The organism is Bradyrhizobium sp. AT1 (assembly GCF_001590795.1).
Lineage (GTDB): Bacteria > Pseudomonadota > Alphaproteobacteria > Rhizobiales > Xanthobacteraceae > Bradyrhizobium.
Genome location: NZ_JXDL01000001.1, coordinates 3,803,915 through 3,822,745, shown reverse-complemented (window position 1 = coordinate 3,822,745; position 18,831 = coordinate 3,803,915). Strand labels below are relative to the sequence as shown.

At 66.4% G+C, this 18,831-nt stretch carries 15 protein-coding genes; 8 read left to right on the top strand and 7 right to left on the bottom strand.

Annotated features, from left to right (window positions below):
* Positions 1–148: 148 nt before the first annotated feature.
* The gene (locus tag SE92_RS17800) at positions 149–1,618 is read right to left on the bottom strand and encodes an amidase (RefSeq protein WP_063197021.1); all 1,470 of its coding nucleotides are present in this window, start codon (positions 1,616–1,618) and stop codon (positions 149–151) included.
* A 132-nt stretch (positions 1,619–1,750) separates the two neighbouring features.
* Entirely contained in the window at positions 1,751–2,863 is a 1,113-nt protein-coding gene (gene atzD / locus SE92_RS17795; protein ID WP_063197019.1) for a cyanuric acid amidohydrolase, read from the bottom strand.
* Positions 2,864–3,939: 1,076 nt separating this feature from the next.
* Between atzD and SE92_RS17790 the strand changes: the two genes are divergently transcribed.
* Entirely contained in the window at positions 3,940–6,276 is a 2,337-nt protein-coding gene (locus tag SE92_RS17790; protein ID WP_063197017.1) for a Tex family protein, read from the top strand.
* A gap of 112 nt (positions 6,277–6,388) precedes the next feature.
* Here the strand turns inward: SE92_RS17790 and SE92_RS17785 are convergent, their stop codons facing one another.
* Positions 6,389–6,760, bottom strand: a complete 372-nt coding sequence (locus tag SE92_RS17785; protein ID WP_063197015.1) for a response regulator transcription factor — start codon at positions 6,758–6,760, stop codon at positions 6,389–6,391.
* Positions 6,757–7,614 (bottom strand): S1C family serine protease, encoded by an 858-nt coding sequence (locus SE92_RS17780; RefSeq protein ID WP_063197013.1) that lies wholly within the window; start codon positions 7,612–7,614, stop codon positions 6,757–6,759. Before SE92_RS17780 ends, SE92_RS17785 begins: the two co-directional genes overlap by 4 nt.
* Positions 7,615–7,806: 192 nt before the next feature.
* On the opposite strand from SE92_RS17780, the gene SE92_RS17775 reads away from it, so the two are divergent.
* The 3 genes from SE92_RS17775 (at position 7,807) to SE92_RS17765 (ending at position 12,155) form a co-directional block, all read left to right on the top strand.
* Positions 7,807–8,772, top strand: coding sequence for a VOC family protein (locus SE92_RS17775; RefSeq protein ID WP_063197011.1), 966 nt, complete (start codon positions 7,807–7,809; stop codon positions 8,770–8,772).
* A gap of 62 nt (positions 8,773–8,834) precedes the next feature.
* Positions 8,835–9,710, top strand: coding sequence for a dihydrodipicolinate synthase family protein (locus tag SE92_RS17770; RefSeq protein ID WP_063203601.1), 876 nt, complete (start codon positions 8,835–8,837; stop codon positions 9,708–9,710).
* A gap of 120 nt (positions 9,711–9,830) precedes the next feature.
* Positions 9,831–12,155, top strand: a complete 2,325-nt coding sequence (locus SE92_RS17765) for a xanthine dehydrogenase family protein molybdopterin-binding subunit (protein WP_063197009.1) — start codon at positions 9,831–9,833, stop codon at positions 12,153–12,155.
* Between the two features lie 257 nt (positions 12,156–12,412).
* Here the strand turns inward: SE92_RS17765 and SE92_RS17760 are convergent, their stop codons facing one another.
* Genes SE92_RS17760 through SE92_RS17750 form a run of 3 tightly spaced genes read right to left on the bottom strand, consistent with a single transcriptional unit; the run spans position 12,413 to position 15,623 of the window.
* On the bottom strand, positions 12,413–13,609 hold the full coding sequence (locus tag SE92_RS17760) for an acyl-CoA dehydrogenase family protein (protein ID WP_063197007.1): 1,197 nt from the start codon (positions 13,607–13,609) through the stop codon (positions 12,413–12,415).
* A 15-nt stretch (positions 13,610–13,624) separates the two neighbouring features.
* Positions 13,625–14,764, bottom strand: a complete 1,140-nt coding sequence (locus SE92_RS17755; protein ID WP_063197005.1) for an acyl-CoA dehydrogenase family protein — start codon at positions 14,762–14,764, stop codon at positions 13,625–13,627.
* Positions 14,765–14,768: 4 nt separating this feature from the next.
* Positions 14,769–15,623 carry an enoyl-CoA hydratase gene (locus tag SE92_RS17750; RefSeq protein ID WP_063197003.1) on the bottom strand — a complete coding sequence of 285 codons (855 nt, stop codon included), beginning with the start codon at positions 15,621–15,623 and terminating at the stop codon, positions 14,769–14,771.
* Between the two features lie 175 nt (positions 15,624–15,798).
* On the opposite strand from SE92_RS17750, the gene SE92_RS17745 reads away from it, so the two are divergent.
* The 4 genes from SE92_RS17745 to SE92_RS17730 all read left to right on the top strand — a co-directional run.
* Positions 15,799–16,407 carry a LemA family protein gene (locus SE92_RS17745; protein ID WP_063197001.1) on the top strand — a complete coding sequence of 203 codons (609 nt, stop codon included), beginning with the start codon at positions 15,799–15,801 and terminating at the stop codon, positions 16,405–16,407.
* A 138-nt stretch (positions 16,408–16,545) separates the two neighbouring features.
* On the top strand, positions 16,546–17,427 hold the full coding sequence (locus tag SE92_RS17740; protein ID WP_063196999.1) for a TPM domain-containing protein: 882 nt from the start codon (positions 16,546–16,548) through the stop codon (positions 17,425–17,427).
* A gap of 5 nt (positions 17,428–17,432) precedes the next feature.
* Entirely contained in the window at positions 17,433–17,930 is a 498-nt protein-coding gene (locus SE92_RS17735) for a TPM domain-containing protein (RefSeq protein WP_063196997.1), read from the top strand.
* Between the two features lie 239 nt (positions 17,931–18,169).
* Positions 18,170–18,831: hypothetical protein (locus tag SE92_RS17730; RefSeq protein WP_063196995.1), on the top strand; the 662-nt coding region annotated here is incomplete at its 3' end.

Genomic DNA, 18,831 nt, shown 5'->3' with positions numbered 1-18,831 from the left:
GATTGGGCGCGTAGCCCGGATGGAGCGAAGCGTAATCCGGGAGTCTTTGTCGCCGTTCCCCGGATTACGCGGAGCCTGTCATCGGGCGGCGCTTTGCGCCGACCCGTTGGCTCCATCCGGGCTACAAGGCTACCTGACCGGCTTCGCCTCAGCTCACATGCACCTTCGGCTTCTTGCCACCATTCCACTTGCCGTCGAGCGCGCGCTCGATCTGGGCGGCGAGCTGCAGCAGCAGGCCGTCACCCGCCTGCTTCGCGATCGCCTGGATGCCAAGCGGCAGGCCGTGGTCTTGCATGGCCATCGGCATCGAGATCGCGGGCATGCCGCAGAGATTGGCAAGCGGGGTGAAGGCGAAGAAGCGCCAGAGATTTTCGAACCAGTCGCGCACATCAGGATTGTCTGAGATGGTGAGATATTCCCTGGTGCCGACCTTCGGTGTCGGCAGCGCGGTGATCGGCGTCAGGATGACGTCCCACTGCTCGAAGAAGGCGCCGAAGCCGCGCGACGTCGTGTTGAACACGCCCTGCATCTTCGCGCGCTCGGCGAAGGTCGTGTGCCGGCCGGCTTCCCAGATCCGGATATTCATCGGCTCGATCAGATCTTCCGGCGGGCTCGTGAGCCCGCGCGCGGCGAGCATGTTGGAGATCACCACCGCGAAGTTCGAGATGTAGCAGGTGGTCTGTGCCTCGAAGGCGGCGGGCAGGTCGATCTCCGGCAGCGCATAGTCGACGTGATGGCCGAGGCCTTCGAGGAAACGGCCGGCCTTCTCCAGCTCGGCTGCGAGCTCCGGCGTTGCGGTGTAATTGCCCCAACTGTGCGACAGCGCGATGCGAAGCTTGCCCGGATCGCGCTTGATCATCTCGGTATAAGGCTGCGCCGTGGTCCAGAATGGCATGAACTCGCCGGGCGCAGGTCCCCTGGCATGATCGACGAACGCGGCGGTGTCGCGCACGCTGCGCGACTGGCAGCCCTGGATCGAGACGAGCCCGGTGAGGTCCGACATGTGCGGCGCCAGTGAGAATACGCCGCGCGAGACTTTCAAACCGATATTGCCGTTGACGCCGGCGGGAATGCGGATCGAGCCGCCGCCGTCGGTGGCATGCGCGATCGGCACCACGCCGGCGGCGACCATCGCCGCGCTGCCTGCGGACGATCCGCACGTGGTGTAGTCGGTATTCCAGGGATTGCGGGTGACGTAGACCGCGGGATTGTCGGCCGAGGAGCACACGCCGAATTCCGGCGTCGTGGTGCGGCCGATCAGATTGAGACCGGCCTGGCGGAATTTACCGGTGAGGAAGGTATCGGCCGCGGCACGATTGCCGCGCATCAGCAGCGAGCCCATCTCCTGCAGCCGGCCCTTCATGGTCGGCCCGAGATCCTTCATCAGGAAGGGCAGGCCGGCGAACGGACCTGCGAGATTGGCGCCGTCCTTGGCGGGATCGGCGATGACGTCCTCGAACAGCTCGACCACGCCGGACAGGGCCGGATTGACCTTGGCGACGCCCGCGGCCGCCTGGCGCGCCAATTCCTTCGCCGTCAGCTCGCCCTTGCGGACACGCCCCGCCAGCGCGACGCCATCGTGCTGCGCCCATTCGTTCCAGGTCATCGGCAAAGTCATGTGGTCCAAACCCCTTCGTGCGGCGCCACCTTAGTTTCGCACAGGAACACTTTAATCAACTGATTCAGGGCGAAGGGCAGGGTTGCGTCGGATGGAGAGGTCGGCTGCAAACCCGTGTTACATGCGCACGCATCAACTCGAGAGCTTTGCGATGACGGCAATGGGTCCGCCGCCGGCCGGCCCTTGATGTTCGGCGCCGCCGGAAACATAGACCACCCCGGTGCCGGCAAGGCCTGCGATCAAGCCGCCGACCGCCGCGCGGGCATGGCGTGTCGAGCTGATGTCGGTATCTTCCAGCATGGTGTGACGGAAGCCGCGCACGCTGCCATCGGGCGAAGCCTCGGCCTTGGCGAAGATGTTGACGAGCTCGCGACCTGCTTCTGCACGCGGCGCGATTCCAAGCCCGACGCTCTGCAACGCAGATACCACCGCGGGCGCATCGATTGCATCGTTCATCACGGCATGCCCGATCACGAACTCGCTGGCTGAAATGTCCGAATTTCCGAGCACGATGACGACGTTGTGCATCAGCTCGATTCCGGACGAGGTCGAGGCGACCTTCGAGAAAAGATCATAACGCCGCAGCACGTCCTCATCGCGAATGTCGGATGTGACCTCGCCAAGTGCGACCGCAACCCCGAGCGCGGAGGCGCCGCGCGAATAGGCCATCGAGCTGTAAGCGCTGATCGTCGCGGTCTTGTTGCCGCGCGCGGCGGCCGCCTCCACGCGCTCGCTGGTGAGCAGCGGGCATTTGATCTGCACGAAATGGACGTCAGCGGGATCGGCGATGCCGGCATCCGCCATCGCGGCCTTCACGGCCTTGGCGGTCTCATTGATCTGCGCGGAACGGCCAAGCTCCTCGGGCAGGAAATCGCGGGTCTGCGCCATGCCGATGCTCAGGCGCCTGCCGGAGATGCCGGCGAGCGGCCTCCCGATCTCCTCGCGCGTAAACACCGTGATGTGCGGGCTGAGCACGCCCTCGGTGCCGCCCGACATCACGAACGCGATGCGCTGCTCCACCTCATGTGGCGTCAGGCCGAGCCGTGGCGCCAGCGCCGCGCAGAGGGCGGTGACGGCATACTCACGGGTAAAGTCGTTGACGCCGCCATTGCCTTCAGTCTTGCCGAGGACGGCGAGTATCTCGTTTGGATCGATGGCGCCGGCATCGATCATTTTCATGAGGCCGGAAACGTCGCCGGGTCCCCTGGTGGCGATCCTGATGACGCCGACCGATGTGGTCCGCATGGATGGTCCTCGTGGGCAGTTCGGTGGTCCGGCGAGCCAACCAGCCGTGGAACCGGGGCGCATGTCAAGCCGCAAGCTCCATCGCCGCCACGAGGGCTTGCGTTACCGGCGGGCAAAACACACGAGCGCTGGGTCAATCAATGCCGGTCGAAATATTCTACTTTACCGAAATTCGGTTTCGGCGTATGTGTCGTCCATCCTGATCCGGCGAAAGGGGCGGTCGTACGTCGTTTCGAACCGCGGATCGGGGAGCGGTGGACGCGGCAGCGTCGTGCACGAGAGGCGGAGCAGGGCGGGAGACCCCCGTGAGATCCGGCCGCGTGCGGACGAACGGCGCTGAAGCGTACGGCCAAATCGCGTGGTCCTGGCTGTCGTTGCTACAGTCAAGCCTTGCGGAGGTGCGTGGAGCCCAACCGGGCAAAGCGCACCGTCAATTCGCGAGGACGAGGGAGGCCAAAGGAAAAGTCGGCTCCCGGGAGAGCGCGCCATACGCCGTCAAACATCGCGCAGGGAAGGCCGGACGTTCCGGCTTCACCTGTCATCCGTTGTGCATTGCGTGTGCATTCTCATCGCACGACGGACAAGCGGGTGCCAGCCGGCGCCCGGCCTTCCCTGCGCCCTTTCGCGATAAGGGCGTGAAGAGGACAGTAAAACTCGGGCGAAACAAGCCGCGAGGAGGAGAAGGCATGTCTGCGAGTCAAAATCACCGACAGGGCAGGGTGGGCAAAGCGCAAGCGTGCCCACGCGTCTCGTGCCCCGGACGCAGCGCAGCGGCCCCGGCGATGCGAAGCATCGTTCGGGCTGGTGCGCTGCAGAGCCGGGGCCCATGTCGCCGCATGCCGTGCCGCTTTTGGGTCTCGGCTCTGCGCAGCAGCGTAAGAACGCTGCAGCGCGTCCGGGACACGAGAGCAGCACGTCCCCATGAATGTGGCGAGATCGCATCATCTCGACAAAAAAATCCCCTGTCGACGATGCTGCTTCGTACCTTGATGAATCGACCCCGGTTGGTCCATAAGCGGCGTCCCGTGGCCGGTGGTTCGCCGCCGCGTTGCGTGCTTGGATAGAGGAATTCTCGCGTGGCAAATATCAACCAGAAAATTGCGCAGGAGCTTGGGGTTCGGGCCGAGCAGGTCGAGGCGGCGGTGACGCTGCTCGACGGCGGCGCCACGGTTCCCTTCATCGCCCGCTACCGCAAGGAAGCGACCGGTGCGCTCGACGACGCGCAATTGCGTACCCTGGAGGAGCGCCTGGTTTACTTGCGCGAGCTCGAAGACCGCCGCAAGGCCATCCTCGAATCAGTGCGCGAGCAGGGCAAGCTCGATGCCGCGCTGGAAGCCTCGATCATGGCGGCCGACAGCAAGGCCCGCCTCGAGGACATCTACCTGCCATTCAAGCCGAAGCGCCGCACCAAGGCTGAGATCGCCAAGGAAGCCGGCCTCGAGCCGCTCGCCAATCAGCTGATGGCCGAGCCCGGCAACGATCCGAAGGTCGTGGCCGAAGGCTTCGTCAACGCCGAGAAGGGCGTTGCGGATACGACAGCTGCGCTCGACGGCGCCCGCGCCATCCTGGTCGAGCGTTTCGACGAGGACGCCGATCTGATCGGCGCGCTGCGCGAGGAGATGTGGACCAATGCGCGCATGGCCTCCAAGGTCCGCGACGGCAAGAAGACCGAGGGCGAGAAGTTCGCCGACTATTTCGATTTCTCGGAGCCTCTGACCAAGCTGCCCTCGCACCGCATCCTCGCGATGTTCCGCGGCGAGAAGGAAGAGATCCTCGATCTGCAGATCCAGGCGGAGGAAGCGCCGCCTGCCGGCGTGCCGGGCGCCTATGAGCTGAAGATCATGAAGCGGTTCGGCATCGCCGACCTCAAGCGCCCCGGCGACCGCTGGCTGATCGACACCGTGCGCTGGGCCTGGCGCACCAAGATCCAGGTGCATCTCAACATCGACCTGCGCATGCGGCTGTGGAACGCGGCGGAGACCGAGGCAGTGCGCGTGTTCGCCTCGAACTTGCGAGACCTGCTGCTGGCCGCGCCGGCCGGCACCCGCGTCACCATGGGGCTCGATCCCGGCTACCGCACCGGCGTCAAGGTCGCCGTCACCGATGCGACCGGCAAGGTCGTCGATACCGCGGTGATCTATCCGCACGAGCCGCAGCGGCAGTGGAACGAGTCGCTCGCGACGCTCGGCCGGCTCGCGATGAAGCACAAGGTCGAGCTGATCGCGATCGGCAACGGCACCGCCTCGCGCGAGACCGACAAGCTCGCAGGCGATCTCGTCAAGGGTCTGGCCGAGCTGAAGATGTCCAAGATCGTGGTGTCGGAGGCCGGCGCGTCGGTCTATTCGGCGTCCGCCTTCGCTTCGGAAGAGCTGCCGGGTCTCGACGTCACGCTGCGCGGCGCCGTCTCGATCGCGCGTCGTCTGCAGGACCCGCTCGCCGAGCTCGTCAAGATCGAGCCCAAGGCGATCGGCGTCGGTCAGTATCAGCACGATCTCGGCCAGGCCAAGCTCGCCAAGTCGCTCGACGCGGTGGTCGAAGATTGCGTGAACGCGGTCGGCGTCGACGTCAACACCGCCTCGGCGCCGCTGCTCGCGCGCGTGTCGGGCGTCGGCTCCGGTCTGGCCCAGAGCATCGTGGCGCACCGCGACGCCAACGGCCCGTTCAAGTCGCGCAAGGCGCTGAAGGAGGTGCCGCGGCTCGGCCCGAAGGCGTTCGAGCAGTGCGCGGGCTTCCTGCGCATCCTCGGCGGCGAGGATCCGCTCGATGCGTCCGGTGTGCATCCGGAAGCCTATCCGGTGGTGCGCCGCATCCTCGCGGCGACCAAGAGCGACATCAAGGCGCTGATCGGCTCCAGCGAGATCGTGCGCACCTTGAAGCCGAAGGATTTCGTCGACGAGACCTTCGGCCTGCCGACCGTCACCGACATCTTGAAGGAATTGGAAAAGCCCGGCCGCGATCCGCGTCCGGCGTTCAAGGCCGCGGTGTTCAAGGAGGGCGTCGAGGAGATCAAGGACCTCAAGAAGGGCATGATCCTCGAGGGCACCGTGACCAACGTCGCCGCGTTCGGCGCCTTCGTCGACATCGGCGTGCACCAGGACGGCCTCGTGCACATCTCGGCGATGTCAAAGACCTACATCAAGGACCCGCGCGAGGTGGTGAAGCCGGGCGACATCGTCAAGGTAAAGGTGCTGGACTTCGAGGTCGCGCGCAAGCGCATCTCGCTGACCTTGCGTCTGGACGACGAAGTCGGTGCCAAGAAGGACGCTCCCGGCATGCAGCGCGACAATAGCGCGCGCAACGCCAACCGCATGACCTCCTCGGCCCCGCGCAAGCAGGAGTCGTCTTCCGGCGGCGGCGCCCTCGCCGAAGCGCTGCGCAGGGCCGCGGAAAAGAACAACGGCAAGCGGGTGTGAGTGCGTCGTAGCCCGCATGGAGCGAAGCGGAATGCGGGGACCGTCCCGGATTGCGCTTCGCTCCATCCAGGCTACGCGACCTATTGGGTGGCTCGACCCGTCGCCGTCGGCACTACAGCTCGATCACGCCGCGTCGCGCCGCATGCGCCACCGCATCGGTGCGACCGGTGGCATCGAGCTTGTCCAGCAGCGAGCCGACATGGAATTTGACGGTGTGCACGGAGATGCCGAGCCGGCGGGCGATCATCTTGTTGGAGGCGCCCTCGGCCATCAGCGCCAGCACGTCGAGCTCGCGCTGCGTCAGCGCGATGTCGTCGGGTATGATGCGCGGATCGCGGGCGACGATCGTCGCCGCGGCTGCCTCGCCGGGCCCGGCAAGGCGAAGCCCGTCGACATGGCCGAGCAGCACCGCCAGGCGATCGGCGAGGGCGGGATCGTCTATCTCCAGTGCGAGCACGATCTCCGGTGCCTTGTCCTCGCTCACGCCTCCGGCCTCTCGCCGACCGTGACCTTGAAGCTGACCGGCTCGCCGCCCCGGCGCGCCGCGATCTCGACCACCGCGCCGACGCTCGCCGGCCCCAGCGTTCGCGACAGCGCACGCACGCCCGACAGTTTCTGGTCGTTGACCGCGACGATCACGTCGCCCTGGCGGATGCCGGCCGTGGCCGACGGCCCGGCCTTGTCGACGTTCATCACCATCGCGCCGACGCCGTCGTCGAGCCGGACCGGCTGCAGCCCGAGGCCGAGATAGCCGCGCGCGATGCGGCCGCGCGTCTCGAGCTGGGCCGCAACGCGTTCGATCGTCGCGGTCGGGATCACCAGCACGCGCCGCGGACCAAGCACGGCCATGCCGAACGCCGCTCCCGAAGCATCGAGCGCAAGGCCGCCCTGCTGGGCGGGACGCAGACGAACGTCGAGCTCGATCCGCGCGTCGATCTCGCCGCCGCGCAGGGAGCGCCAGCCGCTCCCGGAGGCCGACACCATCCCGAGCGCCGCGCTCGGCGTGTCGCGGTTGGTGGCAACCACGACCGCCAAGGCGCCAAGCGGCGGCACGGCTGCGGCGAGCTTGACCGGGGCCGTGGCGACGTCGGCACGCAGCAGTGCGATGTCGGTGGTGTGGTCGCGGCCCACGATCGTGGCGGCGACCCGGCTGCCATCGGCAAGGCCGATCTCGACCTCGCCCTCGTCGGCCAGCGCCTCGTCGGCGGTGACGATCAGGCCGCTTTTCCAGACGAAGCCGGTCGCGCGGGAGCGATGCGAATGGACGGACACGACAGAGGGCGCGGTGCGCGCCACCAATTCCGCGAGCGCGGACGACAGCGAGGTAAGGTCGGTCATGGTCAGCTCCTGTAAGTTGTCCTCAATCTGGGATGTCACGGGCGATTGCGAAACTGGCCGGGTGGCCAGGACAGGGAGGGGCGCTCCTGGGATCACGGCCGACGAACATGTGATTGGGAGCGTCTCACGGGAACGTGTAGCAATCGGCCGATTGCGTTCTATCGCCTCAAGCATTTCAGCGAGCCTCCACCGATGACCATCGACCTCACCCGCCGGACCCTGCTGCAACTCGCCGGCGCGACCTCGCTCGCGATGGCCGCCGCGGCTGCGGCGCGTGCCGAGGGCGCACCGCAGGGCGGCGGGCCGACCTATGCCAGCCGCACGCCGATGCGGGTCGGCATGGTGACGCTGCGGGTGAAGAACCTCGACAAGGTTGCCGATTACTACCGCGACGTGATCGGTCTCACCGTGATGGAGCGCTCGGCCGCCGCCGCAAGGCTCGGTACATCGGGCATCACGCTGCTGGTGCTGGAGGCCCGCCCCGATGCGGCCATCGAGCCGCGCAACGCCGCCGGCCTCTACCACACCGCTTTCCTGATGCCGACCCGCAAGGACCTGGCGCGCTGGCTGGTGCACGCCGCCTCGCACCGCGTGAAGCTGTCGGGCTTTGCCGATCATCTCGTCAGCGAGTCCGTTTATCTCGACGACCCCGAAGGCAACGGCATCGAGGTCTATGCCGACCGCGATCCCTCGCAATGGCAATGGAGCGAGGGCAGCGTGAAGATGGCGAGCGACGAACTCAACATTCCCGATTTGCTGTCGCTGACCAACCCGCGGGTGCCCGACTACGCCAAGGCGCCGGACGGCATGCGCGTCGGCCACATGCATCTGCGCGTCGGCGATCTCGCGCAGGCCGGCAACTTCTATCACGGCACCATCGGCCTCGATCCGACCCGCAGCCGCAGTGGCGCGGCGTTCCTGTCGTCGGGCCGCTATCACCATCACCTCGGCATGAACGTCTGGCAGAGCGAGGGCGCGGGCCTGCGCGACGATCAGATGACCGGCCTTGCCTGGTTCTCGCTGGTGACGGACAAGCCGGACATTCTCGCCGCCCAGGAGCAGCGCCTGCGCAAGGGAGGCGTGCAGGTGACGGCGCTTGCGGGCGGCGTCGAGGCCGTCGATCCCTGGGGCACGCGGGTGCGCCTGCTCAGGGTTTGATCGCCGGAGCGAGCGTTGGTAAGACCGGTCAGGCGCAAACCAGCTCCGGGGCCCTCACCGACATGTCCGAATTCCACGGCGTCTTCCCCTATCTCGTTTCTCCCGTCGATGCCGACGGCAGCGTGCGCACCGAAGTGCTCGCCAAGCTCTGCGACGATCTGATCGGCGCCGGCGTGCACGGCTTGACGCCGCTCGGCTCGACCGGCGAATTCGCCTATCTCAATGCCGCGCAACGGACGGCGATCGTCCAGACCACGATCGAAGCCGCGAAAGGCCGGGTGCCTGTCATTGCCGGCGTCGCCTCGACCTCGACGGCGGATGCGGTGGCGCAGGCGAAGGCCTATCAGAAGCTCGGCGCCGACGGCATCCTGGCGATCCTGGAAGCGTATTTTCCGCTGAGTGACGCGCAGGTCGAATCCTACTTCCGCGCCATCGCGGATGCCGTCGACATCCCCGTCGTCATCTACACCAATCCGCAATTCCAGCGCTCCGACCTCACGCTCGACACCATTGCGCGGCTCGCCGAGCATCCGCGCATCGGCTACATCAAGGACGCCTCGACCAACACCGGCCGGCTGCTCTCGATCATGAACCGGTGCGGCGATTCCCTGCGCGTGTTCTCGGCCTCCGCCCACATCCCGGCCGCGGTGATGCTGATCGGCGGCCTCGGCTGGATGGCGGGCCCGGCCTGCATCATCCCGCGCCAGAGCGTCAAGCTCTACGAGCTCGGCAAGGCCGGCCGCTGGGACGAGGCCATGGCGCTGCAACGCCGGCTGTGGCGCATCAACGAGGCCTTCGCCCGCTTCAACCTCGCCGCCTGCATCAAGGCCGGACTTTCGATCCAGGGCTACGACGTCGGCGATCCCGTCCCGCCCCAGGCCCCGCTGGCGGCGGATGCGCGCAAGGTGGTCGAGGCGGCGTTGAACGAGTTGGCATAGCCGCTACCCCGGCATGACAAATCCGGCGGGTTTTCCGCCCAAAACCGCGGCTGGCATGCCTCTGCTCGATCCGCTAAAAGGCTGCCCGTAATTTCGAAAAGACCCTGAGGACCCCACGGAATGAACATTCTTCCCGGCAATTTGCGTTTCGGAGCGGGGCAGCCCGTCAAGCGTTTGGAAGACCAGCGGCTGCTGACCGGGAAGGGGCAATTCATCGACGACAAGCCGCAGGACGGCGCGCTGTGGTTGTATGTGCTGCGGTCGCCGCATGCCCACGCCAGAATCGTCTCGATCGACACCAGCGCCGCAGCGTCGATGCCGGGCGTTGCCGCGATCTACACCGGCGCCGACCTCGTCAAGGACGATATCGGCAGCATCCCGACCCTGAGCATCTTCAAGCGCCCGGACGGCAAGCCGATGACGGTGCCGCCGCGCCGGCTGCTCGCCCACGAGGTCGTGCGCTATGCCGGCGAGGCTGTCGCCGCGGTAGTGGCATCCTCGCGCACTGAGGCACAGACCGCGGCCGAGGCGATCGTCGTCGAATACGACGTGCAGCCCGCGGTGGTCGATCCGGTCGAGGCCGTCAAGCCCGGCGCGCCCGTGGTGTGGCCGGAGGCGCCCGACAACATCGTCGGCGCGATGTCCTACGGCGATGCCGCCAAGGTGGACGAGGCCTTCGCCAAGGCCGCGCACACGGTCGAGCTCGATCTCGTCAGCCAGCGCCTCGTGCCTTCCGCGATGGAGCCGCGCTCGACCATCGCCGAGATCGACAAGAAGTCCGGCCGCCTCCTGCTGCACGTGCAGTCGCAGACTCCCGCCTCGACCCGCGACGTGCTGGCCGAAGCCGTGCTCAAGCGTCCGAAGGACAGCGTCCGCGTGCTGGTCGGCGATATCGGCGGCGGCTTTGGCCAGAAGACCAATCTCTATCCCGAGGACGGCATCGTCGCCTATGCCGCGACCAAGCTGAACAAGAAGATCCGCTGGCGCGGCGATCGCACCGACGAATTCGTCGGCGGCACCCACGGCCGCGATCTCACCTCGACCGCCTCCTTCGCGCTGGACGAGAAGGGCAAGGTGCTGGCCTATCGCGTCAAGTCGATCGGCTGCACCGGCGCCTATTCTTCCGGTGCGGCGAACATCATCCCGCTGGTGCTCGGGCCCTTCGTGCAGACCGGCGTCTACGATTTGCCGCTGGTGCATTTCGAGGTGAAGTCGGTGATGACCCACACCGCACCGGTCGGGGCGTATCGTGGCGCCGGCCGTCCCGAGGCGGTGTTCATCGTCGAGCGACTGTTCGACGCCGCGGCGCGAAAGATCGGCATGGATCCGCGCGCGATCCGCAAAGCCAACTACATCAAGCCGGCGCAGCTGCCCTACACCAATGCGGCCGGCCAGGTCTACGATTCCGGCGCCTTCGCGCACATGCTCGACCGCGCCGTGAAGCTCGCCGATTGGGACGGCTTTGCCGCGCGCAAGAAGGCGGCGAAGAAGAAGGGCCTGCTCTACGGCCGCGGTCTCACCTCCTACATCGAATGGACCGGCGGCCGCGCCCACACCGAGAAGGTCAGCCTGCACGCGACCTCGCAGGGGCGCGTCGTGCTGCATTCCGGCACCATGGCGATGGGGCAGGGGCTGCAGACCACCTACACCCAGATGATCTCCGACACGCTCGGCATCGCCATAGACAAGATCGACGTGGTCCAGGGCGACACCGATCTGGCGCAGGGCTTTGGCAGCGTCGGCTCGCGCTCGCTGTTCGTCGGCGGCACGGCGGTTGCGGTCTCCTCCAACGATCTGATTCAGAAGGCGCGCGAGAAGGCGGCGAATGTGCTGGAGACCTCGATCGAGGACATCGAGTACCAGGGCGGCATGCTCACCGTGGTCGGCACCGACCGCCGCATCAGCCTGTTCGATCTCGCCGAGAAGGAGAGCGGCGCCAAGCTCAGCGTCGATTCCGAAGGTGAGGTCGACGGCCCGAGCTGGCCGAACGGCACGCATATCTGTGAGGTCGAGATCGACCCCGAGACCGGTGTCTCGAAGGTGGTGCGCTACACCACCGTCGACGACGTCGGCGTCGCCGTGAACCCGATGCTGGTCACCGGGCAGATCCATGGCGGCGTGGCGCAAGGCATCGGCCAGGCGCTGTATGAGGGCGTGTCCTACGATGCCGACGGCCAGCTCCTCACCGCGAGCTACCAGGACTATTGCATCCCGCGCGCCGACGACGTGCCGCCGATCGTGGTGACGCTGGACGATTCCGCGCCCTGCCGCACCAACCCGCTCGGCGCCAAGGGCTGCGGCGAATCCGGCGCCATCGGCGGCCCTCCTTGCGTCACCAACGGCGTGATGGACGCGCTCGCCGAGCTCGGCATCACCCAGCTGAATACACCCTTGACGCCGCAGAAGGTGTGGAAGGCGATCAAGGACGCGAAGGCGGCGGGGTAAGCGCAGCACGTTGTTGCGCGAGCCGTCACGACAAATTCAGTCGTCGTCCCGGGGCGCCGGCAACTCCGAGTCCCCGCAACCACCTCTCCCTGTGGTTATGGGTCCCCGCGTTCGCGGGGACGACAGCGGAGATTGGAGCGCGAGAGTTCGCAAAATACTCCGTGACGTAGCCCGGATGGAGCGAAGCGAAATCCGGTAGCGCTGCCTCGCGGAAACACCATCCCGGATTGCGCTTCGCTCCATCCGGGCTACGCGCGCTAAATCCCCAGCATCATCTTCGCGATGATGTCGCGCTGGATCTCCGAGGTGCCGCCGAAAATCGTGTAGGCGCGGCCGTTGAGATATTCCGGGACCACCGTCAGCATCTCCTCCGGCGTCGGCGGCTCGTGGTTGAGCTTGTAGAGCGGACGCATCGGCTCGACGGCGAGGGCGTCATGGCCGATCACGTCGACGCCGAGGCGCGTGACGGCTTGCCTGATCTCGCTGTTGCGCAGCTTCAGGATCGACGACACCGCGCCGGGGTTTTGCCCGGTCTGCAGCGCCGAGAGCACGCGCAGCTCCGTCATCTCCAGCGCGTCGATGTCGATCTCGACCTCGGAGATGCGGCTGGCAATATCGGGGCTGTCGATCGCGCGGCCCGTCAAATCGGATTCGGCAAGATCAGAGATCGCCTTCAACCCCTCGCGCAGCTTCGCCGACGCGATGCCCGAGCCGCGCTCGAACTCGAGCAGATATTTGCCGTAGGTCCAGCCCTTGCCCTCGTCGCCGACGCGGTTGGCCACGGGCACGCGGACGTCGTCGAAGAACACCTGGTTGACCTCGTGGTCGCCGCCGATGGTGAGGATGGGCCGCGTGGTGATGCCGGGCGTCTTCATGTCGATCAGGATGAAGCTGATGCCGTCCTGCTGACGCTCGCCGTCGCTGGTGCGCACCAGCGCGAACATGCGGTTGGCGTGGTGGGCGTGCGTGGTCCAGATTTTGGTGCCGTTGATGATGTAGTCGTCGCCGTCGCGTACCGCGCGCGTCTTCAGCGAGGACAGGTCGGAGCCGGAGCCCGGCTCGGAATAGCCCTGGCACCAATAATCCTCGCCGGAGAGGATCCGTGGCAGATAAAAGTTCTTCTGCTCGGGGCTGCCAAAGCCGATGATGACGGGCCCGACCATCTTCACGCCCATCACGTTGACATTGGGCACGCCGGCCCGCGCGCATTCGGTCTCGAAGATCCAGCGCTGCGCCGGCGTCCAGGCCGGTCCGCCGTGTTCGATCGGCCAGCCCGGCGCGCCCCAGCCGTTGGCGTGCAGCGCGCGCTGCCAGGCCATGCCGATATCGGGGTCGGAGAACACCGACGGCGTCAGCGCGGTCGCGCGCTTCATCTCATCGGTGAGATTTTTGGCGATGAAGCTGCGCACCTCGCTCTGGAAGGCGCGTTCTTCGGCATTGAAGGTGAGGTCCATGAGGCTCTCCCGGTGTCAGGCTTTGCGGCCGAGCTCGGCGTGGCGGGCATAATGGTGCGCGCTGCCGCCGAACAGCGTGTCGAAGGCGACGAGGCGCTTGAAATAGGCGCCGACCTCGAGCTCCTCGGTGACGCCCATGCCGCCGTGAAGCTGGATCGACTGCTCGCCGACGAAGCGCGCGCATTTGCCGATTTTGGCCTTCGCGCCTGACGCCGCCCGGGCCCGTTCGGTCGGCGCGGCATCCATCTTCAACGCCGCCCGCAGCGCCATCGATCGCGCTTCGTCCACCTGCATCGCCATGTCGGCAAGGCGGTGGCGGATCACCTGGTTGGCGGAGAGCGGCCGGCCGAATTGTTTGCGGATCTTGGTGTAGTCCAGCGTGGTCTCCAGCAGCGTCTGCATGATGCCGACGGCCTCCGCCCCCAGCGCGGCCATGGCGCGATCGACCGCCCATTCGATCGCCGGCAGCGCGTCGTGGCCGTCGCCGAGCAGGGCGTCTTCCGGCAGATGCACGTCGGACAATTCGATGTTGCAGGCGCGTCCGCCGCCGAGGCGCGCGTAGTCGGACATCGCGAGGCCGTCGGCCGTCGCCGCCAGCACGAACAGGCCGATCCGTCCCGATGGGCCGTGATGGTCGTGGATCAGCGCGGAGACGATGATCTCGTCGGCGGCATGGCCGTCGAGCACGGCGATCTTGCTGCCGGACAGCCGCCAGCCTTGCGCGGTCTTGGTCGCTGACGTCGCGACCTTGGCGAGGTCGAACCGTGCCGCGCGCTCGGAATGCGCAAAGGCGAGCTTCAGCGATCCGTCGGCGACCTTGGGCAGGCTCGCCTGCTTCTGCTCGGCCGTGCCGCATCTGTCGAGCAGCCCGGCACCGAGCACGACCGTCGCGACATAGGGCTCCGACACCAGCCCGCGGCCGAACGCTTCCATCAAAATGCCGATCTCGACCGCGCCGCCGCCGAGCCCGTCGAACTCTTCGGGAAGCGGCAGCGCCAGCCAGCCGAGCTCGGCGAACTGCTTCCACACCGCGGGGCTGAAGCCGAGCGGATCGTTCGCCATCTTGCGGCGGTGATCGGCATTGTAGCTGCCGGCCACGAAACGCTCCGCGCTCTCGCGCAGCAGCTTCTGCTCGTCACTGAGATTGAGGTCCATGGTTCTACTCCGCGGCCGCCGGCGGCTTGCGCACGGAGGGATGCAGGCCGGAGGGATCGACGATCATGCCGAACTCCTGAAGATTGTGGGCGTGGCAGAGCTGATGCAGCGCAAACGCCTGGTCGATCGCGGCCGGTTGGCCCATCACGTCGACCGAGCGGTTGACGGCTTCCTTGGTCATCTTCAGCGCGAAGGATGGCTTTGCCGCGATCCGGCGCGCCAGCTCCAGCACGCGTGATGACAGCTCGGCCCGCGGCACGACCTGGTTGACCATGCCGAGCTGGTGCGCCTCCTGCGCGCTCCAGCTGTCGGCGGTGAAGAGGAACTCCTTGGCCTTGCGCGGGCCCAGCTCCCAGGGATGTACGAACCATTCGACGCCGCAGACGCCCATGGTGACGACGGGGTCGCAGAACTGCGCATCGTCGCTGGCGACGATGAGGTCGCAGGCCCAGGCCAGCATTAGTCCGCCGGCGATGCATTTGCCGTGCACCTCGGCGACGGTGGGCTTGGCAAGGTTGCGCCAGCGCCGGGTGATCTGGAGATAAATTTCCTGCTCGCGCGCGAAGCGGCCGTGGGCGTTGGGCTCGGCAAAACCGCCCCAATTTCCGATCGGCGGGAAATCGACGCCGGCGGTGTTCTTGCCGCCGGGGCGCAAATCATGGCCGGAGGAGAAGTGCGGGCCGTTACCCGCGAGGATGATGACCTTGACCGCATCGTCCTGCACCGCCGCGTCGAAGGCGGCGTTGAGATCATAGGTCATCTGCAGGTTCTGCGCGTTGCGCGCCTCGGGCCGGTTCATCACGACCCTTGTGATCGCGGGCTCGGGCCGCTCCACGAGGATGGTCTCGAACGAGGTCATCGCGCTTCCCCCAGTTCTGTCTTAATTGTTTCGTCGAGTTGACTATGTCGGTCAGGGATAGGCAAGAGGCTTGCGTCAGTCGGCTGCTTTTCGCGCCTTGGGAGGGATGCAAGATGTCTGGCGCCTTGCGGGTCGCATCTGGTAGTTTGCGCCGGATTCCACCGGGAGAAATTTGATGCGCAAGATCCTGACCGTGCTGGCGGCGCTGGCCTCGCTGAGCCTCACCAATTGCGGCTACAACGCGATCCAGAGCGAGGACGAGCAGATCAAGGCCAACTGGTCCGAGGTCGTGAACCAGTATCAGCGCCGCGCCGACCTCGTGCCCAATCTCGTCAATTCGGTGAAGGGCTTTGCGCAGCAGGAAAAGGACGTGCTGCTCGGCGTCACCAATGCGCGCGCCAAGGTCGGCAGCATCCAGGCAACGCCCGAGGTGCTGAACGACCCCGCCGCCTTCCAGAAGTTCCAGGCCGCCCAGGGCGAGTTGTCCAGCGCGCTGTCGCGGCTTCTGGTGGTGACCGAGAACTATCCCCAGCTCAAGTCGGACGCGCTCTTCAAGGATTTGATGTCGCAGCTCGAGGGCACCGAGAACCGCATCACGGTGGCGCGCAACCGCTACATCAAGTCGGTGCAGGACTATAACGTCACCATCCGCTCCTTCCCGAGCAATCTCACCGCGATGATGTTCGGCTACAAGGAGAAGCCGAATTTCTCGGTCGCGAACGAAAAGGAAATCTCGACCGCGCCGAAGGTGGATTTCAATCCGGCGCCGGCACCGTCGAAGTAAGCTCGCGTCGTCTTGCGAATGCGCCAGGCTCCACCCACCGCTGTCATTCCCCGCGAAGGCGGGGAATCCAGTACGCCGCGGCTTCTCCGCATCCCGCTGGCGTCTCTGGAATACTGGATCGCCCGGTCAAGCCGGGCGATGACAGCGAGCTTATGGCTGGCTATCGCGCTCTTCCTCGCCTTCGCGCTCCCCGTCCTCGCCGATGTCGCCGTCCCCGAGCTCACCGGGCGCGTCGTCGACCAGACCGGCACGCTCTCCAGCAGCGACGTCGCGGCGCTGTCGCAAAAGCTGCGCGACTTCGAGAACCGCAAGGGCAGCCAGATCGCCGTCCTGATCGTGCCGACCACGCAGCCCGAGACGATCGAGCAGTTCTCGATCCGCGTCGCGGAGGCCTGGAAAATCGGCCGCAAGAAGATCGACGACGGCGCCATCCTCGTCGTCGCCAAGAACGACCGGCATTTGCGCATCGAGGTCGGCTACGGTCTCGAAGGCGCGCTCACCGATGTCACCTCGCGGCGGATCATCGACGAGATCATCACGCCGAAATTCAGGAGCGGCGATTTCGCCGGCGGCATCTCCGATGGCGTCGAGCGCATGGTGCGGGTGATCGACGGCGAGCCCTTGCCGGTTCCCTCTCCGACCGTGAGCTTCGGCAGTCTCGATGACCTTGCACCGCTGTTCATCGTCACGCTGTTTGTCTCGGTGGGCATCGGCGGCGCCTTCCGCGCCGCGCTCGGACGGCTGCTCGGATCATTGGCGACGGGAGGCATCATTGCGACCTTGACCTGGTTCATTCTCGGGTCCGTCGGCCTTGCCCTCGCGCTGGGTGGTCTCGGCTTCGTCATCGGCTTCGTCGCCGACCTGTTTTCGGCGATCACGCCCGGCACCGGCCGCTCGCGCGGCGGCTCGTGGTCGAGCGGCTCGTCGTCGGGCGGCTGGAGCAGCGGTTCGTCCAGCAGCGGCGGCTTCAGCGGCGGTGGCGGCAGTTTTGGCGGCGGCGGCGCCTCGGGGAGCTGGTAGCGGTCATGAGCATCAAGCGCATTGCGACGCACCTCGTGCAGCATCATTGGCGGGCAAAGCAGGTCTTTCCGGCAGCCGTGCTCGACCGCATCGAGCAGGCGATCAAGCAGGGTGAAGCCACCCATTCGGGCCAGGTTCGATTCGTGGTCGAAGGCGCCCTCGACGGCGCGCCGCTGTTCCGTAACCAGCCGGCCCGCGCGCGCGCACTCGACGTGTTCTCGCACTTACGCATCTGGGACACCGCGCACAACAACGGCGTGCTGATCTATCTCCTGCTCGCCGACCGCGACGTCGAGATCGTGGCCGATCGCGGCATTCATGCCAAGGTCGGTGCCGAAGGCTGGGAGCGCATCTGCCGCGCGATGGAGGCCGAGTTCAGGTCGGGCCAGTTCGAGCGCGGTGTGATCGACGGCATCGCGGCGGTGTCGCGCGAGCTGGCGCGGCATTTTCCGCCGCAGGGCTCGCAGAGCAACGAGCTGCCGGATGCGCCCGTCGTGATGTGACGGACGGGCGATAATCAAACTCCGGCATTGCGAGAGCGCCCGCATTCCGCCGCCGTTCATCTTGCCCCGGTTACAAATTGTTTCACGCTCGCCACACCGGTTCCATCTTCCCGGCTCAATTCAGCCCCTGATGACTTCCTAAAATTTCGGTAAGCGGGTCCGCAGGTAAGGAATTCGCAAGCAATGAAAGTTACCAAAAGGTCAACCCCGACTGGAGTATTTGAGCCGTGAGCGAACCAATGCCCGATCAGGCTGCCCAAAGGACTGGCGAACAGGCCGGCGTCGAAGCTGCTGCGACCGCGCCGCACGTCGTCGAAGCCGCTGGGATCGAGGCCCCCTCGATTGCCCCGGACCACGAGGCGCCGCCCAAAGCGGATCCCGTCAAGCCGGATTCGGTGAAGGTGGAGCCGCCGAAGATCGAGGCCTCCAAAATCGAGCTGTCGAAGCTCGAAGCCAAAGCCGAGACCAAGCCCGAGCCGAAGCCCGGCAAGCTCATCGTCATGGCGCCCTCGGAGCGCAACTGGGACCGCGAGGGTTTTGCCCCCCATGTGAAGCCGGACGAGCCGCGCGAGGCCGGCGGCAAGCGGCGCCTGTCGGCGATGGCCGCGGTGGTGGCGATTGCCGCGAGCGTCGGCGCCATCAGCGGTGCGCTTGCGACCGCCGGCATGATGCATTTCGCGAGCCCGGCCGAGGCGCCGGTGCAAGTCGCTGACACCAGCGCGCTGGATGCTTCGGTCGCGCGGATCGATGCCGATCTCGTCGCGCTGAAGGCCAATGTCGAGCACAGCACGAAGACTGGCGTCAGCCAGTTCAATCGCGCCAACGACCGCCTCGATAAGCTCGAGAAAGCCCAGGCCGAACCGCTGGCGAAGATCGCTAAGCTGTCGGAGACCGTCGACAA